Annotated in this window: 14 protein-coding genes; 4 read left to right on the forward strand and 10 right to left on the reverse strand. The window is 52.9% G+C overall.

All coding sequences use genetic code 11. The annotated features are described in order from the left end of the window. Positions 1-210 precede the first annotated feature (210 nt). The 8 genes from trpB to leuC form a co-directional block, all read right to left on the reverse strand. A complete protein-coding gene (gene trpB, locus NYR02_RS12680; RefSeq protein ID WP_260976720.1) occupies positions 211-1,437 on the reverse strand; it encodes a tryptophan synthase subunit beta in 1,227 nt (408 codons plus the stop codon). After that, entirely contained in the window at positions 1,403-2,050 is a 648-nt protein-coding gene (locus NYR02_RS12685; RefSeq protein WP_225691994.1) for a phosphoribosylanthranilate isomerase, read from the reverse strand. Before NYR02_RS12685 ends, trpB begins: the two co-directional genes overlap by 35 nt. Positions 2,051-2,142: 92 nt before the next feature. Next, positions 2,143-2,973, reverse strand: coding sequence for a tRNA pseudouridine(38-40) synthase TruA (truA, locus tag NYR02_RS12690; RefSeq protein WP_260976721.1), 831 nt, complete (start codon positions 2,971-2,973; stop codon positions 2,143-2,145). A 12-nt stretch (positions 2,974-2,985) separates the two neighbouring features. Further along, a complete protein-coding gene (locus NYR02_RS12695; RefSeq protein ID WP_260976722.1) occupies positions 2,986-6,174 on the reverse strand; it encodes a FimV/HubP family polar landmark protein in 3,189 nt (1,062 codons plus the stop codon). A 255-nt stretch (positions 6,175-6,429) separates the two neighbouring features. Next, positions 6,430-7,554, reverse strand: a complete 1,125-nt coding sequence (gene asd / locus NYR02_RS12700; RefSeq protein WP_420864304.1) for an aspartate-semialdehyde dehydrogenase — start codon at positions 7,552-7,554, stop codon at positions 6,430-6,432. 2 nt (positions 7,555-7,556) lie between these two features. Then, positions 7,557-8,642 (reverse strand): 3-isopropylmalate dehydrogenase, encoded by a 1,086-nt coding sequence (leuB, locus tag NYR02_RS12705; RefSeq protein WP_260976723.1) that lies wholly within the window; start codon positions 8,640-8,642, stop codon positions 7,557-7,559. Between the two features lie 89 nt (positions 8,643-8,731). Beyond that, positions 8,732-9,370, reverse strand: a complete 639-nt coding sequence (leuD, locus tag NYR02_RS12710) for a 3-isopropylmalate dehydratase small subunit (protein ID WP_260976724.1) — start codon at positions 9,368-9,370, stop codon at positions 8,732-8,734. A gap of 11 nt (positions 9,371-9,381) precedes the next feature. Further along, entirely contained in the window at positions 9,382-10,800 is a 1,419-nt protein-coding gene (gene leuC / locus NYR02_RS12715) for a 3-isopropylmalate dehydratase large subunit (protein ID WP_260976725.1), read from the reverse strand. A 147-nt stretch (positions 10,801-10,947) separates the two neighbouring features. Here leuC and NYR02_RS12720 point away from each other — a divergent pair, with 147 nt between their 5' ends. From NYR02_RS12720 to NYR02_RS12735, 4 genes are all read left to right on the forward strand, one after another. Next, on the forward strand, positions 10,948-11,853 hold the full coding sequence (locus NYR02_RS12720) for a LysR family transcriptional regulator (RefSeq protein WP_260976726.1): 906 nt from the start codon (positions 10,948-10,950) through the stop codon (positions 11,851-11,853). Between the two features lie 97 nt (positions 11,854-11,950). After that, positions 11,951-12,874, forward strand: coding sequence for a universal stress protein UspE (gene uspE, locus NYR02_RS12725; RefSeq protein ID WP_260976727.1), 924 nt, complete (start codon positions 11,951-11,953; stop codon positions 12,872-12,874). A 10-nt stretch (positions 12,875-12,884) separates the two neighbouring features. Next, entirely contained in the window at positions 12,885-13,838 is a 954-nt protein-coding gene (locus NYR02_RS12730) for a bifunctional enoyl-CoA hydratase/phosphate acetyltransferase (protein ID WP_260976728.1), read from the forward strand. 41 nt (positions 13,839-13,879) lie between these two features. Continuing rightward, entirely contained in the window at positions 13,880-14,341 is a 462-nt protein-coding gene (locus NYR02_RS12735; protein ID WP_260976729.1) for a flavodoxin family protein, read from the forward strand. A 10-nt stretch (positions 14,342-14,351) separates the two neighbouring features. Here the strand turns inward: NYR02_RS12735 and NYR02_RS12740 are convergent, their stop codons facing one another. Both NYR02_RS12740 and NYR02_RS12745 read right to left on the reverse strand, forming a co-directional pair. Beyond that, the gene (locus NYR02_RS12740; RefSeq protein WP_260976730.1) at positions 14,352-16,640 is read right to left on the reverse strand and encodes a putative bifunctional diguanylate cyclase/phosphodiesterase; all 2,289 of its coding nucleotides are present in this window, start codon (positions 16,638-16,640) and stop codon (positions 14,352-14,354) included. Between the two features lie 399 nt (positions 16,641-17,039). Further along, entirely contained in the window at positions 17,040-18,935 is a 1,896-nt protein-coding gene (locus tag NYR02_RS12745) for a propionyl-CoA synthetase (RefSeq protein ID WP_260976731.1), read from the reverse strand. Between the last annotated feature and the right edge of the window lie 177 nt (positions 18,936-19,112).

Below are 19,112 nucleotides of genomic sequence, written 5' to 3' on the forward strand. Positions count from 1 at the left end.
CTGAATTCTGCTTAACCTCAGCGAACATCTCCGCTGAGCGATAAAATTGTTTTTCTTGGTCTTCTCGCTACTGCACCCCAGAGGCACGGAGCGTTATGAGCGATGAAGATACAAGGCAAGAAACAGCGAAAGAGCGGAGTGTAGATCTCCTACATGAGCATCTTGAGCTGTTTCTTAACGCCGTAGCTTCGAGCGCAATAACACCGCGGCTTAAGCGGTGACACCATCCAGCGTGGCAATGGTATGAATATCTTTGTCACCACGACCCGACAGGTTAACGACAATCACCTGATCCGGCTTCATGGTCGCCGCCAGCTTCATCGCATAAGCGATTGCATGAGAAGACTCCAGTGCCGGCATAATACCTTCCAGCTGAGTCAGCTTATGGAAAGCATCCAGCGCTTCGTCATCGGTGGCAGCCACATACTGGGCACGACCCACGTCTTTCAACCAGCTGTGCTCAGGCCCAACGCCCGGATAATCCAGACCGGCGGAGATAGAATGCGTACCCATAATCTGGCCGTTTTCATCTTCCATCAGGTAAGTACGGTTACCGTGCAGTACGCCAGGACGACCTTTGCTTAACGGTGCGGCATGGTCATTACCATCCAGCCCGAGACCACCGGCTTCAACACCGTACATCGCCACTTCAGGGTATTTAATATAAGGGTGGAACAGCCCAATAGCGTTAGACCCCCCGCCCACACAGGCAACCAGCGCATCCGGCTGACGACCAAACTGCTCAACACTCTGACGCTGCACTTCGCGGCCGATTACACTCTGGAAATCGCGCACCAGCATTGGGTACGGGTGCGGACCCGCAGCGGTACCGATGATGTAGAACGTGTCATCGACGTGGGTTACCCAGTGACGCATGGCTTCGTTCATGGCGTCTTTCAGGGTTTTGGTGCCGGATTCAACCGCTTCGACTTCGGCGCCTAAAAGCTTCATGCGGTAAACGTTCAGCTTCTGACGCTCAACGTCGGTCGAACCCATAAAGACTTTACATTCCAGGCCAAAACGCGCCGCAACGGTAGCGGAAGCCACACCGTGCTGACCGGCACCGGTCTCGGCAATGATTTTCTTTTTGCCCATAAACTTGGCCAGCAACGCCTGACCAATGGTGTTATTGATCTTGTGCGCACCGGTGTGGTTCAGGTCTTCACGCTTCAGATAAATCTGTGCGCCACCACAATGGGCGGTCAGACGCTCGGCCAGATACAGCGGCGACGGACGGCCAACATAATGGGCCAGGTCTTTATCGAAAGCAGCCTGAAAATCGGCATCATCACGCAGTTTTTTATAGGTTGTTTCCAGCTCATCGAGCGCAGCGCTCAGGGTTTCAGAAACAAAGCGGCCGCCATGAATACCAAAATGGCCACGCGCATCGGGCAGGTCGAGATCAAAAGGATTGTTGGTCGACACAGTACACCTCATTAACAAATGCTGTCATTTTGCCGTGATCTTTCACACCCTTGGCCGCCTCGACCCCACCACTGACATCCACAGCAAAGGGAGCCACCTGGCGGATCGCAAGGCCAACGTTTTCGGGGGTCAGACCACCGGCAAGAATAATTGGTTTGGTTTGCTGATCAGGTACCAGCGCCCAATCGAAGGTTTCGCCGGTACCGCCGGGAACTCCCGGCTTATAGCTGTCTAGCAGAATTGCCAGTGCGCCTGGGAAGCGCAGGCACGCCTCCACCACATCCGACGCTTGCCGGACACGGAGGGCTTTGATGTAGGGACGATTGAATTGACTGCAGAAGTCATGTTCTTCATCACCGTGGAATTGAAGTAGATCGATTCTAACGCTATCCAGAACCTTTTGCACCTCAGCAGCATCCGGATTCACAAATAACGCGGTCACAGTAACAAAAGCCGGAACCGCTGCAACCACCGCCTGCGCCATGGCGATATCCACCGCGCGCGGGCTGGGCGCATAAAAAACCAGACCAATGGCGTCAGCTCCTGCTGCGACAGCGGCGGCGGCATCTTCGGCACGGGTCAGACCACAGATTTTAATTCGGGTGCGGCGATAGGAGGCAGACATAACGACTTCCGGACAATAAAGCCGGCATGATAGCAAGGCAGGCGCTGACATTCACCACGCCAGCATTGCCCAGAAAGAGGATCAGGTACGATTCAGACCAGACTCAGAACCGGCTCAAGCAGAACCGGACCATAAGGTTTGCAGGGGATATCAAACTGCTCGGGATAATCAACACCAACAAAGTACAGACCTTCACCGGGCGCCGTTACACCGGCTTGCCTGCGGTCACGGGTGGCCAATACTTCAGCCATCCACTCCACTGGCTTATGCCCTTCTCCGATCGGCAGCAACACACCAACGATGTTGCGCACCATGTGGTAAAGAAACGCACTGGATTCCAGCTCAAGCATGATGACATTACCCCAGCGCTTCACCTGAATGTGATGCATGGTTTTAACCGGGGATTTAGCCTGACAGTCTTTGGCGCGGAAGGCAGAAAAGTCATGCTCACCGATTAACGCCTGCGCCGCATCATGCATCCGCTGCGCATCCAGAGGATAGCGCCACCAGGTAAGCTGGTCATGTTGCAGCGCCTGCTTGGTCGGAGAGTTATTAATCAGGTAACGATAACGCCGCGCGCGCGCTTTGAAACGGGCATGAAACTCAGCGTCAATGGGCGACACCCACTGCAGCGCAATCCCATCCGGCAGATTGGTATTCACCCCCATCAGCCAGCTGTATTCCGTTCGTACCGCATGACTGTCGAAATGAATAACCTGCCGCGTGGCGTGCACACCGGCATCAGTGCGACCCGCACAGGCTATTTCAACAGGATGGTTAGCAACTTTTGAAATGGCCGCTTCGAGAGCGGCCTGAATGGTAGGTTCGTTATGGTGTTTCTGCTTCTGCCAACCGTGGAAACAAGCACCGTTGTATTCCACGATGGCAGCATAACGCTGCACACCGGAGGTAAATCCAGACATTAAAAGACTCTATCAGGCCAGATTATCCATCAGACCGCGGGCATCCGCTTTCTGTTGATCCGAACCTTCCTGAACCACTTCCTGCAGCAATTCACGGGCACCATCAAAGTCTTCCATATCGATGTAAGCGCGAGCCAGATCCAGCTTGGTTGCACATTCATCGGTACCTGCCAGGAAGTCGAACTCATCATCCGCAGCTGCCAGCTCATCGAGATCGATATCGCTGCCAGCACTGACATCCAGATCATCCGGAATGCTTGGATCAACACGCTCATCAAGCTGTTCATTCACAACCGGCACATCATCGGTATCGAAGTCGCTCAGCGCAGAACCTTCGAGTTCAGAATGTTCAAGCTCTGAGTCCAGCTCAGCCAGATCAGACGAGAAATCCATAACATCGTCTTCAGTCTCTGCCGTTTCAGCCGTTTCAGCCGCCAGGGCTGTCAGATCATCGCCCGACTCACTGCTGTCAAACGAGAAGTCTTCATCGTCTGCGTCATCAGTCGAAGGTGATGCTGTCATGGCATCCAACTCTTGCTCCAGTGCCTTCAGGTCATCGTCACCTTCAGCCTGAGCAAAACCGGTGTTCTCTTCCATATCGAATGACAGATCAGACAACTCACCAGTGCCTGCAGCATCACCATCGAGCAGGCTTTCCAGATCAGAAAGATCAGAATCAGCGGCCGCTACCGGCGCTTCACTTTCGAAATCCAGACCGAAATCGTCATCTGCCGCTGCTTCCGGTGCAGACTGAAGATCAGCAACCTCTTCAGCTTCAGACAGCGAACCAAGGTCAAATTCCAGTGCGTTGTCATCCTCAGCGCTAACAGCAGGCTGTGGTGCAGGCTCGGCAGCAACAGGTGCTTCTGGTTCAAAATCACCCAGGTCGAAATCGAGGGTATCGTTATCAGCAGCAGATTCTGCACCGATATCAAATTCGTCATCACCGTCTGCCGCATCATTCAGATCAGCAGCCAATTCCGGCGCAGAGTCATCCAGATCAAACTCCAGCCCATCATCCAGATCCAGAGTAGGCACTTCTTCCAGACCGGATTCAGAATCACCGAGATCCAGAACCGCAGCATTGTCTTCTTCTGCCATGTCTTCAGACAGGTCTAATGCATCACCGAAATCCAGCGCATCGGCAAAGTCATCACCCATGGATTCATCCAGCGCCGGAATATCATCATCAAGGGACAAACCCGCCGCGGCATCGGCCGCAAAGGCACCGGCAACGGCTGCAGGAGCCATAGGTGAAGATAAACGATTACGCAGCTGCTCAGCTTGCTGCGACGCGGCACGATCACCCAATTGATTCAGACCCGCTTCAGCAGCCGCAAAGGCTTCCGCTTCATCCATTTCGACATAGACTTCAAGCAATTTCAGACGCAGATCAGAGCGGCTTGGTTCTTTCTCGATGGCGTCAGACAACAGATCAACCGCCTGCTCAAACTTGCCATAAGCGATATAGATGTCGGATTCGCTGATAACATCTTCAGTTTGCGCAACAGTCTCAAACTGATCCTCATGATGATCGGCATCATCCATACCCAGATCGAGATCAACATCCGCATGCTCATCGTCAAGATCAACATCCGCGGACGACAGCTCGTCATCATCAAAGTCGAAATCGTCGAGGTTTGACGGTTCGGCGTCGGCATCGACAAACGCCAGCTCTTCATCGGTAAATTCTTCTTCCTGCTGCTTCGCAGCTTTACGCTGTTTCAGGCTACGGGCGATCAACAGACCCAACAGCACCAGAACACCAAATCCAGCCAGTGGATACTGAGGATTGCTGATCATCTCATCCAGCAGCGTTGGCTGCGGACGTTGCTGTTCTTCTTGCTGCGCCAGCATGGCGGCAATACGCTCACGACGGGCCTTTTCTTCCGCCGCTTTAGCAGCAGCATCCGCTGCAGGTTCAGTCTCTGCTACTGCATCAGCAGGCTGGGCATAATTAAAGTCTACCGACTCCTCGCCCTGCACTGCTTCGGACTCTGCAGCCTGAGTGGTTTCTGTTGCACTCTCGCTGACACCGGATTCGGCAACAGGCGTTACCGCAGCATCGTCTGCGACCGGTTCAGCGGATTGTTCTGCGCCACCGACCTGCATAGTCGCCAGCTGATCATCCTTCAGCGAAATTAAACGCTGCAGGGTATTAATTTGCTCTTCCAGAGATTCCAGACGCTCACGCAATTCCTGATTGTCGCGACGGCTTTTATCAACGTTTTCCAGTGCGATGGCCAGATCGTTTTCCAACTCCTGCTGACGACCATTACCGGCACCCTGATTGGCATCACCACTGGCCCCGGCAGACTCTGCGTTATCGCTTTTGGCTGACAGCAGGCGAACTTCACCGCCATCTTTTGCTGCAGCCGCCGCCGTTGCAGTACCCGCGCGACCTGTTGCATCGATTTGTGCTGCGCCAGTGCTCACCGCACGATTCTGGCGATCAACCTCAGCAACTGCCTGGCCGAAAGACACACGTTTAATGGCATCAGCATCGGGAATACGCAACACCTGATGAGTTTTCAGGCGGTTAATATTACCGGCAATAAAAGCATTCGGATTTTCATTCTGAATAGCGACCATCATCTGCTGCGCAGTAACGCCACTGGCAGGACGGGTCTGCAGGGCAATTTCCCACAGCGTGTCATTCGGCTGCACTTTATAAGTGCCCGGTGCCGCAGGCTCGCTGTCCCAGCGATTCACAGCAACAGGCTGTGCCGGGGCGGCAATGGTGGTCGTTTCAGTTGCAGCGACAACAGCGCTCTGACCTGCAGGCGTTGTGACCAGCGGCTGAATGGACTCTTCCTGGAACGTTGGCGGATCAAGCAGCAACGTGTACTCACGCAGTACACGACCGGATGGCCAGTTCAGTTCAACCAGAAAGTTAAGAAAAGGTTCGTTAACCGGCTCACGCGAGGTAAGAACCACACGATCACCTTCAACTTTGAATGTGATTTTGGTCAGGAAATATAAACGGTCCACACCTGCACGTTCAAAGTCGTTGGACGAGGCAAGAGCCGGCTTAATTTCCCATTGCGATAAACCATCGGTTTCAACCAGCTCGATCTCTGCCTGCAGAGGCTGATTCAGTGCCGACTTGAGAGTCAGTTCCCCCAAACCCAACGCCAGTAGCTGAGATGAGGCAGTCAATCCCCCGACCAGCATTAAGGTGTTCGCAAGTAGGCGCTTCATTGGTGCTTCCTTGTTGTCATACGGCGATTATTCGCCCCGTATAGTATCGAAAAACAATTTCGTCGAGATATTCCTGACCCAGCTTACTTATAGATTCCGTTCATAAGCGGCGTAAGTATCAAATATAAAACGGGATTACGCAATCTTTTGGCCTCTGGCACCAAAACAAATACGATAGGAAAGAAAGAGTTAGGTCACACTTTGGAGAAAATAAATGAAAAAACGGGGCCAGAGCCCCGTTTCTAATCGGCCAAATCAGGCATTCTTCAACAAAATGCGCAACATTCTGCGCAGTGGCTCAGCCGCGCCCCACAGCAACTGATCGCCCACGGTAAAGGCTGAAATGTACTCAGGCCCCATGGTCAGCTTGCGGATACGGCCGACCGGAATACTCAGCGTACCGGTCACTTTGGCTGGCGTAAGCTCCTGCATACTGGCGTCACGCTCGTTCGGAATCACTTTAACCCAATCGTTATGGGCCGCCAGAATCTGTTCGATTTCAGCAACAGGCAAATCCTGCTTCAGCTTGATGGTGATCGCCTGACTGTGACAACGCATCGCGCCGACACGCACGCAGAGACCATCAACCGGAACCGGCGCAGCCGATGTACCCATAATTTTGTTGGCTTCAACCTGAGCCTTCCATTCTTCACGACTCTGACCCGTGGCCAGCTGCGAATCAATGTAAGGAATCAGGCTGCCGGCCAGTGGCGCACCGAACTGAGCTTTCGGATAGTCATCACTGCGGATAAATTCAGCAACCTGCTGATCGATTTCCAGAATGGCCGAAGCCGGGTTATCCAGTTTATCTTTCACATTAGCGTGAATAGCGCCCATCTGACTGATCAGCTCGCGCATATTCTGCGCACCGGCACCGGATGCTGCCTGATAGGTCTGCGGAGCAACCCACTCCACCAGCCCTTTTTCAAACAGACCACCCAACGCCAACAGCATCAGACTGACGGTACAGTTACCGCCAACATAGGTCTTGATGCCTGTTTTAATGCCGTTTTCGATCACGTTCAGGTTAACCGGATCGAGCACAATAATAGCGTCGTCCGCCATACGCAGTGAAGACGCAGCATCAATCCAGTAACCATTCCAGCCCGCAGCACGCAGCTTTGGATAAACTTCTTTGGTGTAATCACCTCCCTGACAGGTAATGATTACTTCCAGCGCCTTTAAGGCCTCAATATCGAATGCGTCTTCGAGCAAACCGCAATCTTTTCCGCCAAATTGCGGCGCGGCCTGCCCTTTTTGCGAGGTGGTAAAAAACACCGGCTGAATCAGATCGAAGTCACCTTCTTCCTGCATACGTTGCATCAGCACAGATCCCACCATGCCGCGCCAGCCTACCAAACCTACTTTTTGCAAAGCCATTTTTAAACCTCTTGCAGGGCAGCTACGACTGCCTCACCCATTTCTTTAGTACTTACTTTGGTCATACCCGCGGAGAAGATATCGCCGGTACGCAGACCTTTATCGAGTACTTTACTCACTGCCAGTTCAATCGCATCGGCCGCTGCGGCCTGATCGAGAGAATAACGCAGCATCATTGCCGCCGACAAAATGGTTGCCAGCGGATTCGCAATCCCCTGACCGGCGATATCCGGAGCAGAACCATGACAAGGCTCATACATACCCTTGTTGTTCTTATCCAGAGACGCCGATGGCAACATGCCAATCGAACCGGTCAGCATTGCGGCGGCATCCGACAGAATATCACCAAACATGTTGCCAGTGACCATCACATCAAACTGCTTTGGTGCGCGCACCAGCTGCATGGCAGCATTATCGACGTACATATGTGACAGCTCGACATCCGGGTAGTCTTTTGCCACTTCGTTCATGATTTCGCGCCACAGCACCGTCACTTCCAGCACGTTGGCTTTATCCACAGAGCACAGTTTTTTACCGCGTTTCTGCGCGGATTCAAACGCAACCTTGGCGATACGACGAATCTCAGACTCGTTGTAAACGTAAGTGTTGTAGCCTTCGCGCTCGCCGTTTTCCAGCGTACGGATGCCGCGCGGCTTACCGAAATAAATACCACCGGTCAGTTCGCGTACGATCAGAATATCCAGACCAGAAACCACTTCAGGTTTCAGGCTCGAAGCATCCGCCAGTTGTGGATACAGAATGGCCGGACGCAGGTTGCCGAATAATTCCAGACCAGAACGCAGACCAAGCAGGCCTTTTTCCGGACGCAGTTCGCGGTCTTCCAGGTTATCCCACTTAGGGCCACCCACCGCCCCCAGTAAAATCGCATCCGCAGCACGGGCTTTATCCATGGTTACGTCAGGCAGCGGCGTGCCGAACTCATCATAAGCCGCACCACCCACCAGCGCGTGCTCCATATTCAGATCAAGGGCAAAGCGTTGATTAACAACGTCCAGCACCTTAACGGCTTCGGCAACGATTTCAGGACCAATGCCATCACCCGGCAAAATCAGAATGTTTTTAGACATGTTTAAATTCTCAATAAAAATAACCGGACGCGCGCGTCCGGCTGAAAAGTATTCTCAGCGTATCAGTACAGACAGATACGCTGCTGGCTTCAGGAAAAAAGCCAGGGCGACTGTTGGCGGCGATTCGCTTCATAAGCGCGGATATCATCCGCATCCTGCAGCGTCAGACCAATATCATCCAGACCGTTGAGCAGACAGTGCTTACGGAAGGCATCTACCTCGAATGGGATTTCTTCGCCATCCGGGGTAATCACTTTCTGCTGCGCCAGATCGATGGTCAGCTCATAACCTTCATTCGCCGCGACAGCTTTGAATAAACGGTCGACCGTTGCGTCATCAAGTACGATCGGTAACAGGCCGTTTTTAAAGCTGTTGTTAAAGAAAATATCGGCATAGCTCGGTGCAATGATCGCACGGAAACCGAAATCTTCCAGCGCCCACGGCGCATGTTCACGGCTGGAACCGCAACCAAAGTTTTCCCGCGCCAGCAGCACAGACGCACCCTGATAACGCGGCTGGTTAAGTACGAAGTCCGGATTCAGCGGACGTCCGGAGTTATCCGCATCCGGCTGACCTTCGTCCAGATAGCGCAGCTCATCAAACAGATTCGGGCCAAAGCCACTGCGTTTGATGGATTTCAGAAACTGCTTGGGAATGATCATATCGGTATCGATATTGGCACGATCCATCGGGGCAGCAATACCCTTGTGTACGGTAAATGGTTTCATCTTCGCTCCCCTTAAAACTCACGCACATCAACAAAGTGACCGGCAATTGCCGCTGCCGCCGCCATCGCAGGACTCACCAGGTGAGTACGACCGCCATAACCCTGACGCCCCTCGAAGTTACGGTTAGACGTCGACGCACAATGTTCGCCGCTACCCAGCTTGTCGGCATTCATTGCCAGACACATAGAACAGCCTGGCTCACGCCATTCAAAACCGGCTTCAACAAAGATTTTATCCAGCCCTTCCGCTTCCGCTTGTGCTTTCACCAGACCGGAGCCCGGAACGACCAGAGCCTGCTTCACACTGCCCGCCACCTTACGCCCCCTGGCGACATCAGCCGCAGCACGCAAATCTTCGATACGGGAGTTGGTGCAGGAGCCGATAAACACACGATCTAATTGGATATCGGTGATTTTCTGCCCTGGCTTCAAACCCATGTACTGATAAGCACGCTCAAAACCGGAGCGTTCAACTTCATCGGCGGCATCATCCAGCGTTGGCACAGTACCGTCGATGGTGGTCACCATTTCTGGCGACGTACCCCAGGTAACCTGTGGCTTGATGTCTTCCGCACGGATTTCGACCACTTTGTCGAATACCGCATCCTGGTCGGACACCAGATCTTTCCAGACGGCCAGCGCCTGCTCCCACTGATCGGCTTTGGGTGCATAAGGACGGCCTTTTACGTATTCAGCCGTGATGTCATCAAAGCCCACCATGCCAACACGGGCACCAGCTTCAATGGCCATGTTGCACATGGTCATGCGCGCTTCCATGCTCAGTGAACGGATCGCCGAACCACCGAATTCCATCGCACAGCCATTACCACCGGCGGTACCGATAACACCAATGATATGCAGGACCACGTCTTTACCGGTGATACCGGCACCGAGGTCGCCCTCCACTTTAATCAGCAGGTTTTTCATCTTGCGCTGAATCAGACACTGGGTTGCCAGTACGTGCTCCACTTCAGAGGTACCAATGCCATGCGCAAGCGCGGCAAACGCTCCGTGCGTAGCGGTATGAGAGTCGCCACACACCACCGTCATGCCCGGCAACGTTGCGCCCTGCTCCGGCCCAACTACGTGCACGATGCCCTGACGTTTGTCCTGCATTTTGAATTCAGTGATACCAAACTCATCGCAGTTTTCATCCAGCGTCCTTACCTGAATACGTGATACCGGATCCTGAATGCCGTCGATGCCCGATTCACGCTCAACCGGCGTGGTCGGCACATTGTGATCCGGCGTTGCCAGGTTGGCATCCAGTCGCCACGGCTTACGTCCGGCAATGCGCAGACCTTCGAAGGCCTGCGGTGACGTTACTTCGTGCAGCAACTGACGGTCGATATAAATTAATGCGGTGCCGTCATCACGTTCTTTAACAACGTGCTGCTCCCACAATTTGTCATACAGGGTTTTCCCAGCCATCGGGATGTCCTCTCTCATCAGGGATGTTTTTGGTATTGCCTAAGGATACGCCTTCTGTTAAACAACTCAAATTCATATTATTTCTAGTTTGAATTCCTTTTAGGAATGCAAACCGATTACCCCAAGGACATGATCAGGACTTTATTGATGGATACTCAGGCACTCAAAGCCTTTCTTGCCGTCGCCGAGCAGCGCTCGTTTTCGCTGGCGGCCGAGCAACTGCACCTGACTCAATCGGCGGTCAGTAAACGCATTCAGCTGCTTGAACAACAACTGGGCAGTGCATTATTCGATCGCCATAACCGCACCATCAGCCTGACCGAAGCCGGCCATGCCCTGCAGCCTAAAGCCCGGCAAATTCTGGACCTGGTGGCCGACACCGAACTGCGGCTGATGAATCTGGGGGGAGAAGTCAGCGGTGTGCTGTCATTGGCGACCAGCCACCACATTGGCCTGCACCGGTTGCCGCCAGTGTTACGCCAGTTTGTCAGCCGCTATCCGTCTGCTCAGTTGAATCTGAGTTTTATGGGCTCAGAACGTGCGTACCATGCAGTAAACCTGCGCCAGGTCGAACTGGCCCTGACCACTCTGGAACCCAGCAGCGAGCAAGTGCCGGACGGCATTGAAGCGCTGCCTCTGTGGCAGGATGAGATGGTCTGCGTCTGCGCGCCGGATCATCCGCTGGCAACTATTGCACAGCTAAGCCTGCAGGATCTGGCACAGGCTCCGGCCATTCTGCCGGAGCCCGATACCATTACTTTCCAGTTGCTGGAGCGGGTCTTCCGTCAGGCCGGTCTCAGCCTGCATGCACCGATGCCCACCAACTATCTGGAAACGATCAAAATGATGGTATCGGTTGGCATGGGCTGGAGTCTGCTGCCGCACAGCATGCTCGACGAACAGTTAGTACACCTGCCCTGGCCATCCACCCCGATACGTCGCCAACTGGGATTAATTCATTTGCGTCACCGCACCCTCAGTAATGCCGCCCGCGCGTTGATCGATATATTACATGCACCGGGAGAAAACCAACCTGCCATTGCCGCTCATTAAACTCAAAACAAGATGACACAAAACAAGACCACACGGGGCGTGAAGCGTTAGTGTTAAGGTATTCCACTGCCGGATGAACAATTTTAAGGAGAAGGCCATGCTGGACATCAATCATATTCTGGTCGTACTGGATAACGAACATCCGGAACAGATCGCCCTTGACCGCGCACTGTGGTTGGCGCGCTCACTGGAAGCTGACCTTACCCTGCTGACCAACACGTACGAAGCCTACTGCGAAGACGACTCCTCTCTGGATCAGGAAACCCGTACAAGGGTTAAACAGGCACTCGTTGATAAATCTGAAAAATGGCTCAACAGTTTCCTGCCTGAAGGGGAAAACAACATCAACATCAGTGCTGAAGTTCATTGGCAAAAACACCTGCACGATGCCGTTATCGAATCCATGCGTCATAAAGATTTTGACCTGGTTATTAAGGGTACTCAGCCACACAGCCTGCTGGACCGCATTTTCACCCATACCGACTGGAATCTGCTGCGCCACTGCCCGGCTCCGGTGATGCTGGTGAAATCCGCTAAACCCTGGACACATAACCGCGTACTGGCTTCGGTAGACGCCACCTCCGGTGACACCGGCCATCAGATTATCAACGATAATATTCTGTCGTTTGCCGAGCATTTATCAGATCACTTTGATACCGACCTGCACCTGGCCAATTCTTACCCACTGGTTGCAGTGGCCTTTGCCATGGTGCCGGAAGTGACCGCGCCGGACGACATCCAGAAATACATCACCGAACAACACGAAGAAGCCTGTGCGGCACTGGCACGTAAATACAATATCCAGCCTGATCATGTGCATATTGGCGAAGGTGACGCCGATACCGTCATCGCCGGTATTGCCAAGGATATTGATGCCGACGTTGTCGTCGTGGGTACCGTTGGCCGCGAAGGTATCGCCGGCGTCCTGATCGGAAATACCGCCGAATTATTGGTCGATAAAGTCGCCTGTGACGTAATTGTCATAAAACCATCCGATGGTGTTAAACCTGACGCTGACTAAGGAATCAATGATGAGTGCTGATCTGATCAGGGAAGAGATATTAACGGCCACCGCCAACCATCCGCACATGCGCCGCTTATTTGAGCGGTCGCTGCTGCGCCCGGCATTACCAACCGCCGTCGTGCATCCGGTAACAGAAGACTCGTTAAGCGGAGCGCTCGCCGCTCACCGGCTGGGCATGATGAACGCGATTCTGGTCGGACCGGAGCATAAAATCCGCGAATGTGCGGCCCAGTGCGACATCGACCTGAGTGATATTGATATCCGCAACACCGAACACAGCCATGAAGCGGCCGAGTTAGCCGTAAGCCTGGTGCGCAGTGGTGAAGTCCGCGCGCTGATGAAAGGCAGCTTATCGACCGACGAATTATTAGGAGCGGTATTGCATAAAACCAATGGCATCCGCACCGAGCGCCGGATCAGCCACGTGTATTATCTGGACGTGCCCTCTTACCCCAAAGCGCTGTTTATGAGCGACGCGGCCATTAATATTCATCCGGATTTGCGTGTTAAAAAAGACATTGTGTGCAACGCCATACAACTGGCGCAGGCCATGGGCGTCAGTCTGCCCAAAGTCGCGATTTTAAGCGCCGTCGAAAAAATCAATCCGGACATCCCCAGCACCATTGACGCTGCAGCCTTATGCAAAATGGCCGACCGCAAACAAATTACCGGCGGTTTATTAGACGGACCACTGGCGTTCGACAATGCCATTAATCTGGAAGCGGCGAACAGCAAGGGCATTGACTCTCCGGTTGCTGGCGACGCCGACATTCTGATTGCACCCGATCTGGAGTCCGGCAACATTCTGGCCAAACAATTGATTTATTTAGGCGGTGCTCAGGCAGCCGGTATTTTAATGGGCGCGCGGGTTCCCATTATGCTGACCAGCCGTGCAGAGAAAATGGCTGGCCGCTTATTATCCTGCGCTCTTGCCCAGGCTGCAGCGCTGCCTTTGGTATAGCCACAACGCTATACTGCGGGCAACTCAACAGGTTGTATTCAATGAAAACACTTTTGATGGTTGCCCACACGCCCTCACCCAACACGGTGCGACTACTGCAGGCCTGCGAAGCAGGCTTTAAAGCAGCAGAAACAGAGAACAGCCAATTAATCGTGCGCACTGCGTTTCAGGCCGACGCTTCGGACACACTACAGGCCGATGCCATTATTTTAATTACGCCGGAAAATCTCGGTTACATGAGCGGCGCATTAAAAGATTATTTCGACCGGGTGTACTACCCCTGCCTGGAGCAGACTCAGGGTAAACCCTGTGCCGCAATCATTCGTGCCGGCCATGACGGTACGGGCACAAAGCGAGCATTAGAAACCATTACAACCGGCTTACGCTGGCGCTGGGTTCAGGAACCTCTGATTTTACGTGGTGACTGGCAGGAAGATTTTTTGCAGCAATGCGAAGAATTATGCGGCGCAATGGCGGCAGGGACAGACAGCGGTATTATCTGAAAAATCACTACTAACGCAGGGCAATCATCTGCGGCTCTTGGTTATAATTTTCCACAAATTGTACGAAGTCTGCGGCCGCCATGGGCTTGGCAATATAAAAACCCTGCAGCGTATCACAATGCTGTTCGAGCAAAATCTGCCATTGGTTAGCGGTTTCCACACCTTCAGCAACCACTTCAAGATGCAGTCGCTTACCCATCGCAATCACAGCACTGGTCAGTGCACGATCATGTAAATCAGTGGCAATCTGATCAACAAATGAGCGATCTATTTTAATTTCTGTGACCGGTAATTTATGAATATAAGACAGCGAAGAATAGCCGGTGCCAAAATCATCCACCGACACACCCACGCCTAATTCGCGCAGTTGAGATACCTGTTGCGCTGCCCGTTCAAAATCATTTAATACCGCGGTTTCTGTAATCTCCAGAACCAACTGCTGCGGCTCCAGATCGTAACGCCGGATTAATTCTGTTACTTCAGCGATCATGGCCGGGTCAAGTAAATGCTCCGGCGATAAATTAATCGATATGCGCAACGGACGGGAAAACTGCCGGGAAATATCATGAATAAAAGCGCAGGCCTCGGCCATAACAAACCGGTCAATCTGGCGCACAGCACCAATGGCTTCCGCGACCGGAATAAATTCTGCCGGACTGACATTACCTAACGCAGCATTGTTCCAGCGCACCAACGCTTCGGCACCAATCAAAGCGCCGCTGCGGCAATCAATTTGCGGCTGATAATGCACCTGCATTTCGTTACGCTGCCAGCAACCATCCAACTGGCGCTCCAGTTCTTTGCTGCGGCGACTGACCGCGGCGATATCATCGGAATAATGAACGATGCAATTACGGCCGTCGCCTTTCGCCTGATATAAAGCGGCATTGGCTTTACCCAGCAAGTCATTAGGGTCAATGGCATCACGAGGAAAATTCGCCACACCGATACTGGCTGAAACTGAAACAATCCGGTTCTGAATTTCAAATTCTTCTTCCAGTGCTGCTTTAACCGCCTGAGTCAGAACATCCCAGCCACGGAAGCTCAGCTCGTTACGGAATACGACCAGAAATTCGTCTCCGCCTTGTCGCGCCAGCCAGTCACCCGGCGACAAAATACTTTGCAGACGCTGCGGTACCAGTTTTAACAGCGCATCGCCAATGGCATGGCCATGCTGGTCATTAATGCGGTTAAAGTAATCCAGGTCGATGATCAACAGAGAGAACGCGACTTCCGGATCTTCCGCCATGCTCTCTTTCATCAGATGAAGCAAGCGTGCACGATTCAGCAGCCCGGTCAGAGGATCATGATGTGCCTGAAACAGAAGACTTTGCTGATAGAGCCGCTGCTGGCGAAGCACAATGCGATGCACACCGATACTGCCCAACAACAATGCAAAGAAGGCCATTAATGCCGGCTCAATCCGGCCACGCCAGGCCAACCAGAGCGAATATTGCGGACGCACCACCAGATTGAACAGGTCGTCCCCGATGCGGGAAAAATGCACACGATAAGCTGTGCGGCTACGCCCCTCATTCCAGTCGCTGACCAGCCAGCCTTCATCATCGCCAGACGCTTTAATTTGTTGCATCAGGTCTTTCATAAACTGTCGGCCGGACTGACTGTCATAGGCGTTAAAGACCGGCACGGCGTAACGTGGCACGCCATCGGAACTGACCACGACCACCGACGTGTCATCCCCCAGATCAACGCCATCCCATCGAGCCAGGCGATCCTGCAAGCGCACCAGCCCGGTCAATACTCCGGCAACGTCGCCGTTATATGGATCGCGGAACGCATAAAACAGCGGCAGCATCCATTCACGACTGCTGTTTTGCCATAGCGGAGGGCCGGTGACCACATCCTCCGAATCCAGAGCGTGACGAAATAATTGGGAAGATTGTTGCTGCAGATTAGGCAACGTTATGCCGCTGCTGTGAGATTCACCGGGTTTGCTGTAAAGCACCAGAGTACCATCGGTACGGGCGAGACCAAGGCTGACAACACCTGGTGTAAAAAAGGCGACTTTTTCCAGAAGATCCCGCCCGGTCTCAGGCTCATTGAGTGCATTCAGTGCCAGTAGCTCTTGTCCAAGAAGATTAAATGCGTCACGCCGCGCAATCATTACAGAACGAGAGTTCTGCAAGGCGACACGATTAATATGAGCAATTTCGTTATCAAATACACCGCGACTGACAAACCAGCTCTGGACTGCAAACGTAAGCAGCAGCAAAGTCAGAACAAAAATCGCAAGCGGCAGAACCCAGACCGAGGCACGGGAATTTAAGTTATTCAGCAAAAGTTAAACCCCACCCCTTAAGAACAATTATTTATTAAACATACGATTCCCATATAACCACAGAGACTAGCAGGTGAAGTTACATCTCGACACATGCAAATGGTAACAATTGGCAACATTTATACGGTGCTCTGTAGTTCCCGCGTAGCTCCCAGGTAGCGGCAGGGGCTTTGAGCCGCCAGCGCCCCACAAACTGCAGCACAAAGCGACGCACTAGAAAACCTGAAGAAGGAAAATGAAGGAATTAATAACGACGATTTGATATCGGCGAACAGCAGCGTCCAGGCGGGAAATGGCAGGCAAAAAAAACCGGGCTGGAATCGGCCCGGTAAACACCTTAATAATCAGAGAGAGCAAACTGGCTTTAGCCTGCTCATTTTATGACTGAACAGCGTTGCATTAGTTCTCGGGGCGCAGTCCTTTTTTCAAAAGAATCTGCTCAATTTCGCCCAAGCAAGCCGGATCATCGATGGTCGATGGGGTCAGATACTCTTCATTGTTGGCAATATTGCGCAGCACCTTGCGCAAAATTTTACCCGAACGGGTCTTAGGCAAGCGCTGAACCACTACGGCATCGCGGAAACTGGCAACCGCGCCGATGCTGTCGCGTACACGCTGAACCAGCTCCATCTTCAGCGTTTCTTCATCAATATCGACACCGTCTTTGAGCAGTACCAGGCCCAGAGGCTCTTCGCCCTTAAGGTCACTGTGGCGGCCAATAACGGCACATTCAGCAACCGCTGAGTGTCCGGCAACGATTTCTTCCATTTCCCCGGTCGAGAGCCGATGCCCGGCAACGTTAATGATGTCGTCAGTACGCCCCAAAACAAACAGGTACTGTTCATCGTCGAGATAACCACCGTCGCCGGTAATGTAATAACCTTTATAAGTGCCAAGGTAACCGGCGACAAAGCGCTCGTGATTACCCCAGATCGTGGGCAGACAACCCGGTGGCAGTGGCAGTTTGATGGCAATACTGCCCTGCTCATTAGCCGCAACCGGACGACCCCTTGGATCCAGAATCTGTACATTAAAACCGGGCGACGGCCGGGTTACCGATCCGGCTTTTACTTTCGCTGGCTCCAGCCCCATATGGTTACCGGCGATGGCCCAGCCGGTTTCAGTCTGCCACCAGTGGTCCACAATCGGCCGCTGAATGTGTTCATCAACCCAGTCATAGGTTGGAGGATCAAGCCGTTCTCCGGCCATAAAAATGGTTTTAAGTTTGCTGAGATCGTACTTCGCCGCCAGCAGGCACTGCGGATCTTCTTTGCGGATAGCGCGGAAAGCGGTTGGCGCCGCGAACAAGCCTTTAACGCCATACTCAGCACATACCCGCCAGAATGCTCCGGCATCCGGTGTACGCACCGGCTTTCCTTCATAAAACACGGTGGCGCAACCTGCAATTAATGGCGCATAAACAATATAAGAGTGGCCTACCACCCAGCCTACATCGGACGCCGCCCAGAACACGTCGCCAGGATGCATGTCGTAAACCACGCTCATGCTGTAGCTCATTGCTACCGCATGACCACCATTATCGCGCACAACACCTTTAGGCTTACCCGTGGTGCCAGAGGTGTACAACACATACAAAGGATCGAGGGCGGAAACCGGAGTACAGTCGGCAGGTTGTGCCGCAGCGACCGCCTGCTGCCAATCAATATCGCGACCGGCGGTCAACTCACAGCGCTGCTGCTCGCGCTGATAGATAACGCAGCGGGTTGGCTTGTGCGTCGCCATATTAATGGCTGCATCCAGAATGGGCTTGTATTCAATGATACGATCGACCTCGATGCCACAAGAAGCCGACATAATCACTTTCGGGGAAGCATCATCAATACGAATTGCCAGTTCATTCGGTGCAAAACCACCAAATACCACCGAATGCACCGCACCAATGCGGGCACAGGCCAGCATGGCGATCGCAGCCTCAGGAATCATCGGCATATACACGATCACGCAATCGCCTTTACCAACGCCCTGGCTGACCAGCATACCGGCACAGCGCGCTACGGCTTCGGTAAGCTGGCTGTAGGTATAGGTACGTTTATTTCCGGTCACAGGGGAATCATAGATAAGAGCAAGCTGATCACCACGCCCCTGCAAAACATGATAATCCAGCGCCAGATAGGCAGTATTAAGTTGCCCATCCGCAAACCAGCGGTCGATGCCATTATCATCTTTGCTGAGTATGGTTTTGGGTTCTTTAAACCATTGAATGCGCTGTGATTGCTTTTGCCAGAAGGCTTCAGGCTGTTCAATCGATGCCTGGTATTCTTGTTGGTAACCCATAAAAACTCCCCCTGTGTGAATCAATACACCTTAGGGGAAGTGTGGTTACCGCGACTATTCGACCAAGGGTCATAACACCAAGGTCTAGCGGCGTATTCATAACGTCGTTTGGCTCAGCTCATGAGCTAAAGACATAAAAAAACCCGCCGAAGCGGGTTTTTTATAACCGGTAAAAAC

This window comes from Thalassolituus pacificus, assembly GCF_025318105.1.
GTDB classification, from domain to species: Bacteria; Pseudomonadota; Gammaproteobacteria; order Pseudomonadales; family Oceanobacteraceae; genus Venatoribacter; species Venatoribacter pacificus.

Excerpts from the sequence above, each read along its gene's own strand:
- trpB (WP_260976720.1), bottom strand. The coding sequence starts at position 1,437 with ATGAGGTGTACTGTGTCGACCAACAATCCTTTTGATCTCGACCTGCCC.
- NYR02_RS12685 (WP_225691994.1), bottom strand. The coding sequence starts at position 2,050 with ATGTCTGCCTCCTATCGCCGCACCCGAATTAAAATCTGTGGTCTGACC.
- truA (WP_260976721.1), bottom strand. The coding sequence starts at position 2,973 with ATGTCTGGATTTACCTCCGGTGTGCAGCGTTATGCTGCCATCGTGGAA.
- NYR02_RS12695 (WP_260976722.1), bottom strand. The coding sequence starts at position 6,174 with ATGAAGCGCCTACTTGCGAACACCTTAATGCTGGTCGGGGGATTGACT.
- asd (WP_420864304.1), bottom strand. The coding sequence starts at position 7,554 with ATGGCTTTGCAAAAAGTAGGTTTGGTAGGCTGGCGCGGCATGGTGGGA.
- leuB (WP_260976723.1), bottom strand. The coding sequence starts at position 8,642 with ATGTCTAAAAACATTCTGATTTTGCCGGGTGATGGCATTGGTCCTGAA.
- leuD (WP_260976724.1), bottom strand. The coding sequence starts at position 9,370 with ATGAAACCATTTACCGTACACAAGGGTATTGCTGCCCCGATGGATCGT.
- leuC (WP_260976725.1), bottom strand. The coding sequence starts at position 10,800 with ATGGCTGGGAAAACCCTGTATGACAAATTGTGGGAGCAGCACGTTGTT.
- NYR02_RS12720 (WP_260976726.1), top strand. The coding sequence starts at position 10,948 with ATGGATACTCAGGCACTCAAAGCCTTTCTTGCCGTCGCCGAGCAGCGC.
- uspE (WP_260976727.1), top strand. The coding sequence starts at position 11,951 with ATGCTGGACATCAATCATATTCTGGTCGTACTGGATAACGAACATCCG.
- NYR02_RS12730 (WP_260976728.1), top strand. The coding sequence starts at position 12,885 with ATGAGTGCTGATCTGATCAGGGAAGAGATATTAACGGCCACCGCCAAC.
- NYR02_RS12735 (WP_260976729.1), top strand. The coding sequence starts at position 13,880 with ATGAAAACACTTTTGATGGTTGCCCACACGCCCTCACCCAACACGGTG.
- NYR02_RS12745 (WP_260976731.1), bottom strand. The coding sequence starts at position 18,935 with ATGGGTTACCAACAAGAATACCAGGCATCGATTGAACAGCCTGAAGCC.